This window comes from Paraburkholderia jirisanensis (genome assembly GCF_054782355.1).
In genome coordinates this window covers 43,948-59,505 of the sequence record NZ_BAAGSQ010000003.1, presented here as the reverse complement: position 1 = coordinate 59,505, position 15,558 = coordinate 43,948, and the positions used below count along the sequence as shown (strand labels likewise).

At 62.3% G+C, this 15,558-nt stretch carries 9 protein-coding genes; 8 read left to right on the top strand and 1 reads right to left on the bottom strand.

What is annotated here, in order from left to right:
* The first annotated feature begins 64 nt into the window (after window positions 1–64).
* Window positions 65–505, top strand: a complete 441-nt coding sequence (locus ACYVNQ_RS02320; protein ID WP_460900553.1) for a zinc-finger-containing protein — start codon at window positions 65–67, stop codon at window positions 503–505.
* A gap of 75 nt (window positions 506–580) precedes the next feature.
* Here ACYVNQ_RS02320 and ACYVNQ_RS02315 read toward each other — a convergent pair whose 3' ends face one another.
* Window positions 581–1,999 carry a GDSL-type esterase/lipase family protein gene (locus tag ACYVNQ_RS02315; RefSeq protein ID WP_460900551.1) on the bottom strand — a complete coding sequence of 473 codons (1,419 nt, stop codon included), beginning with the start codon at window positions 1,997–1,999 and terminating at the stop codon, window positions 581–583.
* A gap of 335 nt (window positions 2,000–2,334) precedes the next feature.
* Here ACYVNQ_RS02315 and ACYVNQ_RS02310 point away from each other — a divergent pair, with 335 nt between their 5' ends.
* From ACYVNQ_RS02310 to recD, 7 genes are all read left to right on the top strand, one after another.
* The gene (locus ACYVNQ_RS02310) at window positions 2,335–2,517 is read left to right on the top strand and encodes a hypothetical protein (RefSeq protein WP_460900549.1); all 183 of its coding nucleotides are present in this window, start codon (window positions 2,335–2,337) and stop codon (window positions 2,515–2,517) included.
* A gap of 112 nt (window positions 2,518–2,629) precedes the next feature.
* The gene (locus ACYVNQ_RS02305; RefSeq protein WP_460900547.1) at window positions 2,630–3,868 is read left to right on the top strand and encodes a phenylacetate--CoA ligase family protein; all 1,239 of its coding nucleotides are present in this window, start codon (window positions 2,630–2,632) and stop codon (window positions 3,866–3,868) included.
* Window positions 3,853–4,380, top strand: coding sequence for a glycine-rich domain-containing protein (locus ACYVNQ_RS02300; protein WP_460900545.1), 528 nt, complete (start codon window positions 3,853–3,855; stop codon window positions 4,378–4,380). The genes ACYVNQ_RS02305 and ACYVNQ_RS02300 overlap by 16 nt, the downstream gene beginning before the upstream one ends.
* Entirely contained in the window at window positions 4,352–5,836 is a 1,485-nt protein-coding gene (locus ACYVNQ_RS02295; RefSeq protein ID WP_460900544.1) for an MFS transporter, read from the top strand. The genes ACYVNQ_RS02300 and ACYVNQ_RS02295 overlap by 29 nt, the downstream gene beginning before the upstream one ends.
* A 178-nt stretch (window positions 5,837–6,014) precedes the next feature.
* Complete coding sequence (recC, locus tag ACYVNQ_RS02290) at window positions 6,015–9,605, top strand: exodeoxyribonuclease V subunit gamma (protein WP_460900542.1); 3,591 nt, start codon at window positions 6,015–6,017, stop codon at window positions 9,603–9,605.
* On the top strand, window positions 9,602–13,375 hold the full coding sequence (recB, locus tag ACYVNQ_RS02285; RefSeq protein ID WP_460900541.1) for an exodeoxyribonuclease V subunit beta: 3,774 nt from the start codon (window positions 9,602–9,604) through the stop codon (window positions 13,373–13,375). The genes recC and recB overlap by 4 nt, the downstream gene beginning before the upstream one ends.
* Window positions 13,372–15,546, top strand: coding sequence for an exodeoxyribonuclease V subunit alpha (gene recD, locus ACYVNQ_RS02280; RefSeq protein WP_460900540.1), 2,175 nt, complete (start codon window positions 13,372–13,374; stop codon window positions 15,544–15,546). Before recB ends, recD begins: the two co-directional genes overlap by 4 nt.
* Window positions 15,547–15,558: the final 12 nt, after the last annotated feature.

The following is a 15,558-nucleotide window of genomic DNA, read 5'->3' as shown; positions in this document are numbered from 1 at the left end:
TGACGAACGGCCGCTGCTGTTGCACACTGCTACTCTCTGATAACTCTCGAGATCGAGGTACTTTGTGCGAGTCGGTCGTCCGGTCAAGGCTCTTCCCCAACCGCATTGCGACTACTGCGGCGAGCGCGCGCAGCTCGCGCGTTTTGGGGATGAGCCGTACCCTTATCGCGACGACTATGGTCCAGTCTGGATCTGTACGCCGTGCCAGGCGTGGATCGGCGTGCAGCCGCGCAGCAAACATCACACGCCTTTAGGCCGGCTGGCGGACAGCGCGCTACGCGACGCGAAAAGTCATTTGCACGATGCGCTTGAACCGATGGCAAATGCCAAGGCGCGACGCGATAGCGTGAGCGTGTTCGAGGCGCGCGCCAAAGCTGTGCGATGGGTGGCAACCGAGCTTGGCTTCGATCCGCTGCCGCATAGTCTGCATGCTTTTACGCTGGATCAATGCGAGCAGGCGTTGCGGTATGTGGAAACGTGGAAGGCGCAGCGGCGGGCTGAATAAGCCGACTCACGTCGAGAGTGCGCCGGCAGCGCGACGCCGGCATGTCGCCACGTCGACATCGCGCTGCACTCAACCTCAGATCAGCGGCGGAAACGCCAACGAATTACACGGCGCAGCCGGTTTCGCGGTCTTGCCGAAAATCACATCATAGGCAACCGTACCCATCGCCGTATAACCCTGGTTGTCCATGTGGATCGGGCTTTCGGGATCGTAGCAGGCGGTCGCGATACCCAACGGCGTAATCGACGGATTGCCGACCACCGACGAGAAATCGATCACCCCATCGTAATTCCCCGGCGTCGCGATCCACGCGTTCAGTTGCTGACGCTCAGCCTCGTTAGCTGGCGAATAAAACCCCGTCGAAACCGTACTGCCATCCGTACCGACGATATCGCCAATCGGCGTATTCAACCCGCCGTAGACCTTGATGCCTTGCGCATGCGCCTTTTGTATCAGAATCTGATAGCGGGCAATGATGTCGTTGACCGAGTGACTGCCGCCGAGGTCGTTGTCGCCTGCGAGGATCACGATGTCGGTGGGATTGCGCGACAGCACGTCACGGTCGAAGCGATCGAGCAGATCGACGCCACAGCATCCAGGTCCGCCAACCGTCGTGTTGAACAGCGAGTTACCGCCGATCCCTGCATTCCCCACCGCAACGGTACTCGTGCCCGCATTCGCGAGACCCGCAAGCACCGCCGGCCACGGATGCTGGATACCGACCGCGCCGCGCCCATCGGTAATCGACTCGCTCATCGCGATGACCACACGCGTCTGCGCCGGCACCTGCACTTCGACTTCGCTGAGGCTGAATACGCCGTTAAAGGTCTCAAACGAGATCCCCGAGAACGACGGCGTCGTCGCCACGTTCTGGCTGCGCACCACGTAAAGCCCGGGCAATGGAGTGACGCTGTCCGAATGGCCGTCCGCGTATTGCGCGAGACCGTTGAAGTGCATCGTCACCATCAGGTCCGACAGCTTCGGCACGCTCATCGCCACCGGATCGCTCAATAGCTCTTCGCCCGGCGCCACTTCAGCGAAAGTCTGACCGTTGTTGAACGTGACCGCATGCAACGTGCTCGCGTTGATCGCGGTCGGATCGTTCGGCTTGCTGGCGTCGGGCAGCGCGACATTGGCCGTGTCGATCACCATCGGCTGCGTGCCGAAGATGTTCGACAAACGGATTCTGACTCCCGTGCCGCCCGCGCTGGTGTGAATACGCGTGCGCGTCGTGTCGGAGACAAAGTTCTGCAAACCGTTTTGCAGCATCGCCGATTCCCACGTGGTCGCCCAACGCGTTGCCGCTGCGGCCGCGGTACCGGTTGTTTGCGGCGCTGGCGCTTGCGACGCCAGCGAGTTCGCACCGCCGGCTGAGGCTGGGCCACCGTCGCCGCCGCAAGCGCTCAACAGGCCACTGATCAATGCAGCGCCTAGCAGCCAGCTACGGCCTTGGTACCACGAAGATTTGCATCGGTGATTCGCGTTGGGGTGCATACCGACTCCTTAGGAATGGCTACGGGTGGGGGGTGATTCGGTTCTTTGTCTTTGTCGTTGACGTTGACGCGTTAGCGCATGGCGCACGCAGCACGGGATTGTAGAGGTCTGCTGAAATCGCAAATGGCACAGCGCGAAAAGATGTATGGAATTTCGCTAATGCGTTATGCCGTTTGCTTTAAAGGCAGTGTCTGTAGGTGTTTCCGCACACGTTGACGCAATGCTCCGTACAGCGATTGGATGTCACATAACGGTCTTGTGAAAATGAGTCAAACATTCGAACTTAGCGATGCGCCCCATTACTAACGAATTCCTTTCAACCAAGTGGAGTTCTTATGAAAGAGCTGATCAACCTGATCGCCAAAGACCACAACTGGAACAAATGGGTCGCTGCTAATTCGTCGAATACGGCCGGCTGCATCTCCGGTGCGAAGGACGGTTGTATCTCCGTCGCCAAACAAGGCTGCATTTCGATCGCGCGCAATCAGGCGGCGCCCAAGGCGGGTTGCATCAGCTGAGCAGCCTTGCAACCTGAGCCGTCAGGCTGAGCTGCATTGAGTCTGATGGTTCGTTTCACGTACGAAGCCCCTGTGCTTGCGCAGGGGCTTTCCTTCGTCGTGGGAGTATCCATTGAGTCTTGCCTATCAGCCGGACGCCGAGATGCGCGAGCATGTGCGGGACATTCCGATCTATCGTCATGCGATCGAGCGGAACTTCTTCCCGATTCTCGAGAAGCCGGAAATTGCGCGTGATTTCCCCAATAACTGGATGACACCGCGTCTCGCGAGCGCGCTGAAAAGCGGTGCAGCGGAATTCGTCATGTCGACGGGGACGCATCACGCGCGGATGTCTATCATCCGGCCGCCGTATTTCCTGCTGAACTCTTATTACCAGCTGTGGGGCGCTCACCCCGATATCCGTTTTACGTGGGAGCAAGGCTGCCAGCGCGTTTCGCTGACTACCGTCCTGGCCACTGAGCATGTGGCAAGCGTCAATGCGCGCAAGCACGGCCCTACGCATCGTGATGCATTGGACACGGCATCGCGCCGCCTCGATGCGCGCACGCTGTATCTGAACAAGACGCTCGATCCGGCGCAATGGACGCGGGCGGAGCTGGAACGGATGCTGGCAGAAATCGAAAAGGCTCGTTGCATGCATCCGCAGGGCTTCTACCATCTCGATTGCTCCAGCTACCATCTCGCGCATTTCGTGTTGAAGCTCGCCGAGTTTGGACTGGAGCGCGATTTTCCGCAGCCTGCAAGCATCGTGCATGCGTATGAATACACGCCGGGCAATGTCAGGCGATTGCTGCACGACCGGTTTGCGTGCCCAATCATCGATCTGTTCGGAAGCACCGAGCTCGGCTACATGTTCTACAGCGACCGGCATGGGCGTTACACCGCGCATCTCGACAAGATGCATGTCGAGCTGTTGCCGTTGGCGCCGGGTAGTGCGATCTACAGCCTGATTGTTTCCAGCATTCGCAACCCGTATATGCCGCTGATTCGCTATCGCTCAGGCGATTGCGCGCAGACCATCGATCATTCGCCGGACCCGGCAAAGATCAAACGGTTTTGCGGCCGCGAGAAAGAGATGTGGCACACGCGGGTTGGCGTCACGTCTCAAGCCGATTTCGACGATCTGATCCGCGCGGCGTCGGCGGATATTTTCGTCTATCAGTTGCAACGCAATGGCAACGAGGAGCCGCAATTGCGTTACACGACCTTCAGCGGTGAGCGTGCCTCGCACGACGCCGTAGCGACGTTGCAGGGCGCACTGCGCGCAGCAACTGGGCTAACCGTCGCGATCGAACACAGCGCGCATATCGCAATTGGCAAATCAGGGAAATACGCATGGCTTCTGCAATGAACGAGATCATCCTGTCGCCGGCATCCCGTGTGCACGCTGAGACACTGAAATCGCTGCTCGATGCCGCGGTCTATCGCGAAGCCGTTCAGGACGTGATCCGGCGAACCGGCTCCGATCACGCCGATGCCGAACATCAGGTGATCGAATGCCTGCGGTATCTGTACCTGCTGTCTGTGTATCCGCAGCAACTGATGGGCCTGTTCTTGCCGGTCGAGCAATCGATCGATGACGTGTGGCACTACCTGATCCTGCAGACGCGAGAGTATCGGGCACTGTGCGAAGAAGGTCTGCCAGGACGCATCTTTATCGAGCATCGCAGCTTGCCGTATGCCGAATACCAGCAAGAACCAAGGCGCGAGCATTTGATCGAAGAGGCGCTGCGCTGGCTGCCGTTGTACCGCGACACCTTTGGCGCGTTCGACGAACACGGGTTGCCGTACTGGACTATGGCGCGCTTTCTACGTGACCAGATCGGGCTGTCGAATGCGCAGATTGCCGCACTCGGAAACTGAGCAGGCAGCTGCGTTGCCGGGTTCGCTCGTGAAATGCGCCGCTGCGGGCACGTCACAGCACCAACCTGAAGCAACAACGCGTTCCGGCGCGTTCACGCTCGTGCTCGGCTGTCAATTGATGATCGTTCTCGACGGCACGATGATCTACATGGCGTTGCCGCTGATTCGCGCAGACCTGGGGTTGTCGACCGCGACGCTGTCGTGGGTGCAGAACGCGTACATGCTTGCCATCGGGGGATTCCTGCTGCTCGGTGCGCGGGCCAGCGATCTCATCGGACAGCGCCGGGTGTTCGTGGTGGCCAATGCGTTGTTTGTTGCCGTTTCAGTGGCGGCCGGATTGGCGTCGTCGGCACACTGGCTGATCGGTGCCAGAGCTGTGCAAGGTTTGGCTGCGGCATTCGCCGCGCCTTCGGCGTTCGCCTTACTGATGACCCTGTTCCCAGAAGGCCCCGTTCGTACGCGAGCGATTGGATTGTTCACCGCGGTATCCGGTGGCGGCAGCGCGTTGGGGCTCGTGCTCGGTGGCGCGTTTGGCAGTTTTATTTCGTGGCGGGCCACACTGTTCGCCAACTTGCCGATCGGCGTGATGCTCGTTGCGTTGAGCCCGCGCTGGCTTCCGGATGTTGCGCGTCAACGCGGCCGGTTCGACCTTGCCGGTGCGCTGAGCGCCACCGTGGGCATGACGGCACTGATCTACGGACTGGTGCTGGCTGCGCATGAGGCCGCACCGCGGATCCAGATTGCTGCGGCGCTCGTTACGGCGGCCACGCTGTTGGGCGCATTCGTTGTGATCGAGCGCAGGGCGCAGCATCCGATCGTGCCGCTTGCGCTGTTTCGCAGCGCTCGACGGTCGGGCGCCTATGCGATCAGAACGCTGCTGATCGGCGGCATGCTCGGCACGTTCTTCTATCTGACGCAGTATGTACAGGGCGGACTCGGCTTCAGTGCGTTTGAAGCCGGCTTTGTGATTCTGCCGCTTTCCGTCGTGCAGTTTTTGATGGTTATCTACGGCGTGCCGCGACTGATGCGACATGTTGGCGGCACCCCACTGCTGGCGGTCGGGCTCGCCACTGCGCTCAGCGGAATGCTCGGGTTGAGCAGAGTCGGTCCGGATACCCAATTGCTGACCGGCTTGGCCCTGCCGATCGTCCTGCTTGGGCTCGGCACCGGCGCAGCGCTCGTTCCGCTCGCGACTGCCGGCGTGGCAGGGGTCGATGCGCGTCATGCGGGTGCGGCCGCGGGGCTTCTCAATGCCACGCATTATCTGGGAAGCGCGTTGGGAACGGCGATACTGGTTTTTCTGGTGAGCGTCACGTGTAAGCCGGCTGGAGTTGAGCCCGCGATGGCTGCCAAACTCGAGTTGGCGCACGCGCTGTCGGTGGCTGCAAGCGGTTCAGCGGTCTTTTTCTTGCTGGCGCTGGTCATTGGCGCAGCAACGATGCGCTCACATCGATAGGCACACTTATAAGCACAAGCGTGGCACGCGGCGCTTCGAACCCCGCACAGATTCGTTAGAATCGTCACTTGGCCGGCACTAGCGTGCGCATGTGCAAATACATTTGTTTTTGCTTTGGCACTCCGGATACCAGCAGCATGCCTCACGCCGAAGCGGCCGCATTTCCCCTGGAGCATTCTTGAGCCCAAATTCCCTGTCTCCCGGCTTGCTGCTTGTGCACGGCAATCGCTCCGAGCGTCTGCGCGATCTGCTGGTCGAGTGGATGAAGCGCTATCCGCTCGCGCCGCTCGAAAACGAGACGATCCTCGTGCAGAGCAACGGTATCGCGCAATGGTTGAAGCTCGCGCTCGCTGCGAATGCCGATCCGGCGACAGGCGAAGGCGGCTGCGGCATTGCTGCGGCGCTCGACATCCTGCTGCCGGCGCGCTTCATCTGGCAGGCGTATCGCGCGGTGCTGGGTAATGACCACGTGGCGGAGGAATCGCCGTTCGACCGGTTGCGGCTGGTGTGGCGCCTGATGCGCGTCGTGCCGGCTCTGGTCGAGCGGCCGGAGTTCGAGCCGCTGCGACGCTTCATCAACCGTGACGACGATCGACGCAAGCGCTATCAGCTGGCGGAACGGATCGCCGATCTGTTCGAGCAATATCAGATGTACCGCGCCGACTGGCTTGCGAGTTGGGCAAAGGGCGAGGACGTGGCGATCGATGCGCGCGGCGAGCACCATCCGCTGCCAGATGAGCAGCGCTGGCAAGCGGCGTTGTGGCGGGAACTGGTCGCGGAAGTGGCGCATTCCGAAAGCGGCACAGCCGGCGATATCGCATCGCGTGGCGGCCGTGCCGCGGTTCACGATGCATTCATGCGGCGCGCCACCGAATGGCCGGACGACGGTACGCGTCCGAAAGGTTTGCCGAGGCGCATCGTCGTGTTCGGTATTTCAAGCCTGCCGCGCCAGTCGCTCGAAGCGCTTGCCGCGCTGTCGCGCTGGAGCCAGGTGCTGATGTGCGTGCCGAATCCGTGCGCGCACTATTGGGCCGACATCGTGCCCGACAAGGAACTGCTGAAGGCCGCACATTCGCGCCAGACGCGTCGCGACGGCGCGCCGGCCGAGTTGGACCTCAAGCAGATGCATCTGCACGCTCACCAGTTGCTGGCATCCTGGGGCAAACAGGGGCGCGATTTCATCGGCCTGCTCGACGAATTCGACAATGCCGAGGCTCGTGCGCGCTATTTGCCGCAATTCACGAATATCGGCGAGCGCATCGATCTGTTCGAAGAGCGCGAAGCGGACACGATGCTGCAGCAGTTGCAGGACGACATCCGCGATTTGCGCCCGATGCGCGAGACGCAAGAACAATGGCCGCCCGTCGACCCCACCATCGACGAATCGATCCGCTTCCACATCGCGCACGGCCCGCAGCGCGAGGTGGAGATTCTGCACGACCAGCTACTAGCCGCGTTCAATGCCGACCCGACCTTGCGGCCGCGCGATGTGATCGTGATGGTGCCGGATATCGAGGCCTACGCGCCGCATATTCAGGCGGTGTTCGGTCTGCTCGAACGCAGCGATCCGCGCTACATTCCGTTCAGCGTCGCAGACCGCGGGCAGCGCGCGGCGGATCCGCTGGTCGGCGCGCTGCAGACGCTGCTAGGCCTGCCGCAATCGCGCTTCACGGTAAGCGACCTGCTGGATCTGCTCGACGTGCCCGCGCTGCGCGCACGCTTCGACATTGCCGAGACCGATCTGCCGCGGCTGCGCGCATGGGTGCGCGGTGCAAACGTGCGCTGGGGGCTTCACGCGGAGCAGCGCGCGAGCCTCGGCCTGCCGCATGACGACGAAGCGGCCGCGCCGCATACGTGGGCATTTGGCTTGCGGCGCATGCTGCTCGGCTACGCGGTGGGCAGCGATGCGGATGCGTGGAACGGCATCGAGCCGTTCGGCGAAGTGGGCGGGCTCGATGCTGCGCTTCTGGGGCCGCTGGCGCGGCTGCTCGATGCGCTGGACCATGCGTGGCGCACGCTGCGCGAACCTGCAACCGTGCCGGATTGGTGTGCGCGGTTGCTCGCGCTGCGCGAAGCCTTCTTCGCGAGCGACGATCCTGACGACGTGTACACCTTCGCCCGTCTGGACAACGCGCTGCAAAACTGGCTCGACATCTGCAACGAAGCGGGCCTCGACGACGAACTGCCGCTTTCGGTAGTCGGCGACTACTGGCTTGCGCAACTCGATCAAGCCGCGCTGTCGCAGCGCTTCTTTGCGGGCGCCGTTACGTTCGCGACCTTGATGCCGATGCGCGCGATTCCATTTCGGCGCGTCTGCCTGCTCGGCATGAACGACGGCGACTATCCGCGCGCACGCGTGCCGATGGATTTCGATCTGATGCGCGGCTACTACCGGCCGGGTGATCGCTCACGCCGTGAGGACGACCGCTATCTGCTGCTCGAGGCAGTGCTGTCGGCGCGCGACCATCTGCATGTGTCATGGGTGGGACGCAGCATCAATGACAATAGCGAGCGGCCGCCTTCGGTACTGATCGGGCAATTGTGCGATCACCTGGCGCAAGGCTGGACGCTCGAGCAATACGACGACGCGGAAGATGCTTCGCTGATCGATGCGATTACGGTTGAGCATCGTCTGCAGCCGTTTGCGGCTGAGTATTTCCATGTGGGCGATATGCAGGACCCGCTCTTTACTTACGCCGCCGAGTGGCGCAAGGCGCCTGCCGCTACTGACAACGAACGCGAACGGCAAACTGCCTACGACGCGCCGCTTGCCGCGCTAGAGCGCGAAGAACCGCTGTCGCTGCGCGAGCTTTCGGACTTCGTGAGAAACCCCGTCAGGGCGTTCTTTCGCGAACGCTTGCGCGTCGCGCTTGACAATGAACAGGCCGCGAGCGTCGACGAAGAGCCGTTCGAACTCGACGCACTCACACAATGGAGCCTGCAAGACGAACTGATCCACGCGCAGGCAGCGGGGCCGCTCGACGATGATGCGCTTGCCGATGTGCGCGAGACGCGCATGGCGGCGATCCGTCGGCGCGGCGATCTCGTAAGTGGTGGCTTTGGGGATCGCCAGAGCGACGCGCTGCTCGAACCGATGACCAGACTTTTCAAGGACTGGCGTACCCAACTGGAGCGCTGGCCGGTGGAGGTCGAGCGCGACCGCGAGATCCGTTTTCAGGCCGAGAGCGTAAACGCAGCGAGTGCATTGCCGCTGCTCGCCGACTGGCTCAGCAATTGGCGCAAGAATCCGGAGGGCGATACGGCCCGTCTGTTGCTGTCGACGAGCGCGCTGGTTGATGGCAACCAGTATCGTTACGGCCGGCTCGTTGCTCCGTGGGTCGAGCATCTGGCCGCGAATCTGGCGGAGCGCGTGACCACGGTAATCGTCAGCAAGAAAGGCACCGTTGAAATTGCACCGCTCGAAGCTGGAGCCGCGGAGAAGCATCTGACGGAACTGATGCGCCTGTGGGCCGACGGTATGACGCGGCCTTTGCCGTTTGCGCTGGAGACCGGGCTCAAGTGGTTGTTCGAAAACCAAAGCTCGCCTGAATCGGCCGATGCGAAAGCGCGTGCCAAATACGAGGGCGATGGGTTCAGTGTCGGCGAAGTGCAACAAAGCACATCGTTGCAGCGCGTTTATCCTGGCTTCGCTGCGCTAGCCGCGAGCGGTGAGTTTGCCGAACTCGCGAAATGCATGCTGGAACCGCTTACTGCCGCTGTCGTCAGGAAAAAATCTTCCCGCGCGACGCCGGCCGGAGCTGACGCATGAGCGCACAACCTATGCCTATGCAAAACCATCTGCCGCAGCCGCTCGACCCGGTGCACTTTCCGCTTTCGGGGCGCAGCCTCATCGAAGCCAGCGCGGGCACCGGCAAGACCTTCACGATCGCAATGCTGTATGTGCGACTCGTGCTCGGCCACGATGGCGGCGATGCGCAGACGCGCCCGCTTATGCCGTCGGAGATTCTCGTCGTGACCTTCACGGATGCCGCGACCAAGGAACTTCGCGATCGGATCCGCAGACGTCTGACGCAAGCGGCGCACTACTTTCAGCAGGACCCGGATGAAGTAACGCCACCGGCGGCTGACGACGAAGATCTGCTGCACGAGCTGCGCGCTCAATACGAGCCGACGCAATGGCCGTTGTGCGCGGACAGGCTGCGCAGCGCCGCCGAATGGATGGACGAATCCGCGGTATCGACCATTCACAGCTGGTGCAATCGCATGCTGCGCGAGCACGCATTCGACAGCGACAGCCTGTTCAACCAGACGCTTGAAACCGATCAAAGCGATCTGTTCGCGGAAGTCGTACGCGATTATTGGCGTACCTTTATGGCTACGCTTGATGCGACGGATGCAGCACTGGTCGACACATCGATTGCGAGCCCCGCGAAGCTGCAGAAATCGCTGAACCGACTGGTCGACGTGGCGACGCTGCTGCCCAGCGCAGAAACGCCTGCTGAGGTCCTGGAAGAACGCACGCGCCGACTCAACGCGATCAAGGAACCGTGGAAAACATGGCCCGCCGAGATGGGCGAACTGCTCGACGCCACCCGTGCGGCAAAGCAGTTCAGTGGGCAATCGTATCGCAAGGATTACTGCGACAAGTGGCTGGCAACACTCGTCGAATGGGCGCATGACCCGCATGCGCTGATGCCCGACCTGAAAACCGGCTGGGCGCGGCTGACACCTGCCGACCTTCAGGCGAACTGCAAGGGCACGCCGCCGTCGCATCCGGGCTTCGAAGCGCTCGCCGTGCTGCGCGACCAACTCGCGGCGCTCGATACGAGCCGCAGGGACATCCTCACGCATGCGGCGCACTGGGTGGCTGAACGCTTCGCCGCGGAACAGACGCGACGCGCACAGATGGGCTTCAACGACCTGCTGGTGCGCCTCGAAGCCGCGTTGTCCGGGCCGAACGGCAAACGCCTTGCGGAAGTGATTCGCAAACAGTTCCCCGTGGCGCTGATCGACGAGTTCCAGGACACCGACCCTGTCCAGTACCGCATCTTCGACACCGTATACGGCACAGGTGAGGATGCCGCGCTGATCATGATCGGCGACCCTAAGCAGGCAATCTACGCGTTCCGTGGCGCGGACATCTACACGTATCTCGCCGCGCGACTATCGTGCGGCACGCGGCTCTACACGCTCGCGAAGAACTTCCGCTCTACGGACGCAATGGTCGCGGCGGTCAATCGTTGCTTCGATATGGCCGAGCGGCGCTCGGACGGCGAAGGGGCGTTTCTGTTTCGCAGCAAGGCTGGCAATCCCGTGCCGTTTATCAACGTGAGTGCGCAGGGACGGCGCGATGCGTTCGTCGTCGACGGCGATACGCCGCGCGCGCTGACCGTCTGGTCGCTAGAAGGCGGCGCGGATGGTGGCGCAACCGGCAAAGGTGCTTATATCGCGCAGATGGCCGAGAGTTGCGCAACCGAGATGGTGCGTCTGCTCAATCTTGGCTTGCACGGCGCTGCGGGTTTTGAAGGCGAAGCAGGATACCGGCCGTTGCGTCCCGCCGATATGGCGGTGCTGGTCAACAACCGGCACGAAGCGGAAGCGATTCGTCGCGAACTCGGCGCGCGTCGCGTGCGCTCGGTGTATCTGTCGGACAAGGATTCGGTGTATCTGAGCGAGCAAGCCGGCGAACTCGTGCATTGGCTCGCAGCCTGCGCCGAGCCGGACGACGGACGGCTGGTGCGCAGCGCCCTCGCTACGACGACGCTCGGCCTTTCCCTTGCTGAACTCGACGCGCTGTTTTGCAGCGAAACGCGCTGGGAAGCATGCGTGCTGCAATTTCGCGGCTACCGCGAATGCTGGCGCAAACAAGGCGTGCTGCCGATGCTGCGACGCCTGCTCAACGACTTCCACGTGCCGGCGCGGCTGCTGGGTCTGGATGCGCGTGAAGGACGCGCGAGTACGAACGGCGAACGCGTGCTGACTGACTTGCTGCATCTTGCCGAACTGCTTCAACACGCGAGCACGCTGATCGAAGGCGAGCATGGGCTGATTCGCCATCTGGTCGAAGAGCGCGAAGCCGCGCAGGAAGGCAGCGGCGGCGATGCGCGGCAGATCCGCCTGGAAAGCGACGGCGATCTCGTCAAGGTCGTGACGATCCATAAGTCGAAAGGGCTTGAGTATCCGCTGGTGTTTCTGCCGTTCGTGTGCGCGCATCGTCCGGTGGATGCGAAGGACTCGCCGATCAAATGGCACGACGACGAAGGTGCACTGCAAGTGGCCGTGGATAGCGCCCGCGCGATGCTGGGGCGAGCCGATGATGAACGCCTCGGCGAAGACCTGCGCAAGCTCTACGTGGCGTTGACGCGTGCGCGCTACGCGACATGGATCGGCATGGCGCCGCTCGAAGGGTTGGAGCGTAGTGCGATAGGTTATCTGCTGAATGGTCGACAGCCGCTGGTTCCGGAGGCATTCGAGCGAGCGCTGCAAGATGCTTTTGGCGAATCGCGGCATGTGGACGTGCTGCCTGCGCCCGCTGCGGGTGTGGAACGTTTCGAAGGTATCAACGATGACGTGCAGCGCGGCACGGCGCGCACGTCGGAGCGCGTGGTGCGCGAGCCGTGGTGGATCGCGAGCTATTCGAGCCTCAAGACGGCGGACGGCGCGCATTCTCCTGCACCGGAAACGCCCGACGAGGACGTGATTCTCGAAACGCGCGCTGCGGAATCGGAAGCCGAAGGCGACGACACAGCGACATTCGATGATGAAACGCCGCTGAACGCCGTTACGAGTGCGGCTACCACACGCGACGTACACGATTTTCCACGCGGCTCGGAACAAGGCACCTTTCTGCATGATCTGCTCGAATGGGCGGCACAGCACGGCTTTGCGGAAGTAGCCGCAGACCCTACGCCATTGCGCGAACTGATCGCGCGACGCTGCAGCGTGCGCGGCTGGCAACGCTGGATCGATCCACTCACCGGCTGGATGCTGCAGCTGATTTCGATGCCCTTCGCGCTCAAGGCAGAAAACGGCATGCGAGCCACGACGTTGGCACTTTCGGAACTGCCGGTGGCGCTCGGTGAAATGGAGTTCTGGTTTGCCGCCGAACGCGTCAACACGCTCGAACTCGATCGGCTCGTGTGCGCCCACACGTTCGACGCTGCCGAACGCCCGGCACTCGAAGAAACGCTGCTGAACGGCATGCTCAAGGGCTTTATGGATCTCGTGTTCGAGCACGAAGGGCGCTACTACGTGGCCGACTACAAATCGAACTGGCTCGGTGCAGAGGATGCCGCCTACACCAACGAGCGCATCCGCGCGCAGATGTTGCGCTCGCGCTACGACATGCAATTGGTGCTGTATCTGCTCGCACTGCATCGGTTGCTGAAAATCCGGCTGCTGGACTACGACTATGACGAGCACATTGGTGGCGCGGTTTATCTGTTCATGCGCGGGCTGAATGCGCCTTCGCAGGGTGTGTGCGTCGAGCGTCCGTCGCGTGAGCTGATCGAGAGGCTCGACGCGTTGTTTATGGGCGATGCGGCGCGCGCGCTGGCAAACGGTATGGAGGTCGCATGAGCACGTCGTTCTTTGCACCGACCGCCGAAGGTTCCGCCGATGCCGACGCACGCCGCGCGCGCGACGATGCGCAAGCTGCCGTGCAACTGCTGGCGAGATGGGTCGAGCGCGGCTGGCTGCGCGATGTCGATGCTGCGTTTGCGGGCTTTCTGGCACGCGAAGCGAATGACGCTACCGGGCTGCTGATTCTGGCGGCGGCACTTGCAAGCCACCAGCTTGGGCGCGGACACGCCTGTCTGGATCTGAATGCGACGCTGTCGAATCCGTCTTTTGTGTTGTCGCTTCCGCCGGATGGACATGCAGCTCGCGACGACAACGACGATACGAGCGATACACCGCTGCTACCGGCAAACGTGCTCGAAGGGGTGACGCTGGCGCGCTGGTTGAAAGCGCTTGAGCATTCGGCGCTCGTCAGCGATGGCGCGGGCGAAACGCCGCTGGTGCTGTCGGGTACGCGTGTTTATCTGCGGCGCTATTGGCGCTATGAGCAGAATGTATGTAGCGCGATTCGCGAACGCATTGCGGGTGACGACGCAGCGCAGCGGCAGTTGCAGCTAGACCCGACTGCCTTGCGTAGTACGCTCGACGCGCTTTTCCCCCGACAAAAAGGAGCGGCTGCCGGTCGCACCGACTGGCAGAAAATCGCCTGCGCGCTTGCTGCGAAAAGCGCGTTCAGCATCGTCACGGGCGGCCCCGGCACCGGGAAGACGACCACCGTGGTCAAGCTGCTCGCGTTGCTGCAAGCGCAAGCGCTCGCCGCGGAACACGATGCGCGCCCGTTGCGCATCCGGCTTGCTGCGCCGACTGGCAAGGCAGCGGCGCGGCTGAATGAATCGATCGCCGGCGCAGTTGCGCGCTTACCGCTCGACGCGTTCCCGCACGGCGAGGCGATTCGTGACGCGATTCCTGTCATGGTGACGACGCTGCACCGGTTGCTCGGCACGGTGCCCAACTCGCGGAGGTTTCGTCATCATGCGGGCAATCCTTTGTCGCTCGATGTGCTGGTGATCGACGAAGCGTCGATGGTCGACCTCGAGATGATGAACGCCGTGCTCGCTGCGTTGCCGCGCGACGCGCGCATTGTGCTGCTGGGGGATAAGGATCAGTTGGCGTCCGTGGAGGCGGGTGCGGTGCTAGGTGAGTTGTGCAGGCGTGCTGCGGCGACGCACTACACGCCTGAGACGCAGGCTTGGCTCGAGGCGGCGAGCGGCGAGCAGATCGACACGAGCTTTGTTGATGAGGCGGGCGGCGCGCTCGATCAGGCAGTGGCGATGTTGCGCGAAAGTCATCGGTTCTCGGCGACGAGCGGGATCGGTAAGCTCGCCGATGCGGTCAACGACGGAGACCCGAAGCAGATCGCGGCGGCTTGGGCCAAAGGGTATGACGACATCGTGTTCGTCGACTGTGCGGAGCGCGGCGATACGCTGCTGAGGGCGCTGGCGATAGAGGGCGAAGTGCCGCTCGTAGCGGGCGTGACTGGCGATCTGTTTGCTGCACAGACAGGCGAGCAGCGGTATGGATATCGTCACTACCTGCAGACGCTGCGCAAAGCGCAGCCATCGCACGGTGCGGACGCCGAGGCGTTTGATCGGTGGGCGCGTGCGGTGCTTGTCACGCATGGCGAGTTTCAGCTGCTATGTGCGCTGCGACGCGGACCGTGGGGCGTCGAAGGTTTGAATAAACGCATCGCGCGCATGCTACAGGAAGAAGAACTGATCACCATCAGCGGTCATGCCGAGTGGTATCTCGGGCGGCCAGTACTCGTTACGCAAAACGATTACGAGCTTGGGCTGATGAACGGGGATATCGGTATTACGCTTGCGTTGCCGGTATCCGATGGAGCGTGGAGCCTGCGCGTTGCGTTTGCAACCAGCGATGGTACTGGACGTATTCGGTGGGTGTTGCCGAGCCGGTTGCAGGCGGTGGAGACCGTCTTTGCACTGACCGTGCATAAGTCGCAGGGATCGGAGTTCACGCACGCTGCGCTGGTGCTGCCTGACAAGCTTAGCCCGGTGCTGACGCGTGAGCTGGTTTATACCGGGATCACGCGGGCGCGTAAATTTCTGACGCTGGCTAGTGCGGGCGGCAAGGCAGTGGTCGATCAAGCCGTGAAGGCGCGGGTGCTGCGTGCCAGTGGGCTTTCTGCGGCTTTCGATGTCGAGGCGACATAGCGGGACATTGCG

Bases quoted from the DNA above. Each gene is read 5' to 3' on its own strand.
- ACYVNQ_RS02315 (WP_460900551.1), bottom strand. From the start codon at position 1,999: ATGCACCCCAACGCGAATCACCGATGCAAATCTTCGTGGTACCAAGGC.
- recD (WP_460900540.1), top strand. From the start codon at position 13,372: ATGAGCACGTCGTTCTTTGCACCGACCGCCGAAGGTTCCGCCGATGCC.
- ACYVNQ_RS02295 (WP_460900544.1), top strand. From the start codon at position 4,352: ATGCGCAGATTGCCGCACTCGGAAACTGAGCAGGCAGCTGCGTTGCCG.
- ACYVNQ_RS02300 (WP_460900545.1), top strand. From the start codon at position 3,853: ATGGCTTCTGCAATGAACGAGATCATCCTGTCGCCGGCATCCCGTGTG.
- ACYVNQ_RS02310 (WP_460900549.1), top strand. From the start codon at position 2,335: ATGAAAGAGCTGATCAACCTGATCGCCAAAGACCACAACTGGAACAAA.
- recB (WP_460900541.1), top strand. From the start codon at position 9,602: ATGAGCGCACAACCTATGCCTATGCAAAACCATCTGCCGCAGCCGCTC.